Genomic DNA, 2120 nt, shown 5'->3' on the forward strand with positions numbered 1-2120 from the left:
TCTGATCTGGCAATTAACATATCCCTCCTATTTACCAAATATTAGTGGGGGATTTTTAAATGACTAAATGGGGGATTTTTAAATTGACAAATACATGAGGTTCCTGGCTGTTTCTATTTGTCACAAAGTTGTTGTGTAATTCAGGCTTTCTTTACCTTCCCTAAAATTTTTTTGATCGCGCCGAGGGACAGACATTTCTTCCCGAAATCGATGCCAAAGGTCTTGCCGATGTCGGCAAGCACTTCATCATAATAGTCGAACAGATAATAGTTCCCCTCGATGTGACTGCACGACGCTTTTCTCAGGCTTTCAATCAGCGTGGGAACCGAATATTTTCCCTTCAGACGCCGCTCTAATAACCGGGCAATGACCAGCGACACAAAACAGATCAGAAAATGCGATTCAATGTGTTCCTGAGTGGACAGATAGACCGGTCGTGTTTCCAGGTCACTTTTGGTGACCTTAAAGTTTTCTTCGATTTTCCAGAGGCCCCGGTAGAGCTCAATGATATGTTCATCTGTTTCCTGGTATTCACTGGTGACGATGGCGTAGTACCCGTCAAATTGTTCTTCTTTTTTTAATTTTTCCTCATCGAAAAACAGGGCGGCTTGTGTTGTTTCCATGATCTCACCTGTTTTTGAATCAAAGGTCAGATTTTTTACGTACTTCGCGGCACCCTGTGAGGTGGCGCGATTATATCGGGAAGGGTCCTGAATAAGTCGCCGTGCTTTCTCAAGCGCCGCCGCGCGGTCGGCTTTCGCTTTCAGGGCATACTTCTTACTGTAGAAAACAACCTGCTTTTCGTCGATACGCTTCTTGATCTTCTTCCCACTTTGTGCCGTGACCGTGATCTCTCTGGGATAGAGCCGCGACTTGATCTTAAATCCATCCTTGCCGGGACGATAGCCAGCAGGATCAAGGACATAGTTCTTAAAGGCCTGATTCGCGCCACGGACGGAATAGCTCAGGATATACCCATTTTTTGCGGAAAGAGTGTACCAGATGTTATCCCCCGTCGTCATCCCCTTATCGGCGACCACAATGATTCGGTGGAGGGAAAAGTCGTGCTGGATGGTTCTGAGCATCGGGATAAAGGTTTGCTTGTCCAGTTTATTTCCAGGATAGAGGCCATAAGTAATCGGAATCCCGTCCGTATCCATAAACAACCCCATCTGGACAATCGGGTTCGGGCGATGTTCTTTCGAAACCCCCTTTTTCCGGAGCGCATCGTCCGTATCTATTTCGAAGTAATAATTGGTGACATCATAATAGACCAGGTCGGTCTGACGCCCGTAGCGCTGCTGGATCCGTTCGTGGATCCAGAGTTGGAGAGCAGCTCGGTGCTGATTAAAAAAAGACAGGCAGCGGTAGAGGTCGTCCAGGGAGAAGTTGGTTTTCTCGAGGAAACGTTCCCTTTGCGCGTACGTTTTCTTCTTGGAAGCCGGAAAAAGCAGACGGGAGAACACAAGAAGCTTCATGATGTTATTCGCGTCATAGGTTGACTGAGTATGGCGTTGTCGATTTTTGAGAAACGTATGAAGGCCCAGCTCATGATAAATCCGGCTCAGGACGGCATAGCCGAAGTTTTTACGATTGGTCGCGTCCTCTTGAATCCGTTCTTCATTGCCGATGTGGAAGGTTAACGTGGCTTTTTCCGCTTCGCGTTCCTGATTTATCTGTTTCACTTTTTCCTCGAAGAAAGCAATTGGGTTTTCATATTCTTTTTCCAACTCATCGAGATAACCGAGGGATTCGATCGTCTTGACCCGGGTTTTTTTCGTCACTTTGTCCCGATAGCCATGGACAATCGATAAATACGTACGCCCTGTCTTTTTATTCTTCATCTTTTTGAGAAACATGATCCATTCTCCCTGTACAAACCCCGTATGATTACTGATATTGTCTCATATAGCATAACGTTACACAACAATAATATGACTAAAAAATAAAATAAAAATAGCCCGAATCATCACGAGTAGCAAGGACTCAGGCGTTGTAATGAGTCAGGTGTACTGCAAAAGTATGGCCTGTTATGGACAATGTTCTGATCAAGCCCGCCGCACTCATCGTGGTCGGCTGGCTGTTCGTTTTCGTCCTGATTCACAGCGGGCTGCGACAAA

General features: G+C 46.0%; 1 protein-coding gene. It reads right to left on the bottom strand.

Going from position 1 to position 2120, the window contains the following annotated elements:
* Window positions 1-140 precede the first annotated feature (140 nt).
* Window positions 141-1859, bottom strand: a complete 1719-nt coding sequence (locus D889_RS0114730; protein ID WP_010632434.1) for an IS1634 family transposase — start codon at window positions 1857-1859, stop codon at window positions 141-143.
* Window positions 1860-2120 lie beyond the last annotated feature (261 nt).

The sequence above is a fragment of the Sporolactobacillus vineae DSM 21990 = SL153 genome (assembly GCF_000377985.1).
Taxonomy (GTDB): domain Bacteria; phylum Bacillota; class Bacilli; order Bacillales; family Sporolactobacillaceae; genus Sporolactobacillus; species Sporolactobacillus vineae.

Bases quoted from the DNA above. Each gene is read 5' to 3' on its own strand.
- D889_RS0114730 (WP_010632434.1), bottom strand. From the start codon at position 1,859: ATGTTTCTCAAAAAGATGAAGAATAAAAAGACAGGGCGTACGTATTTA.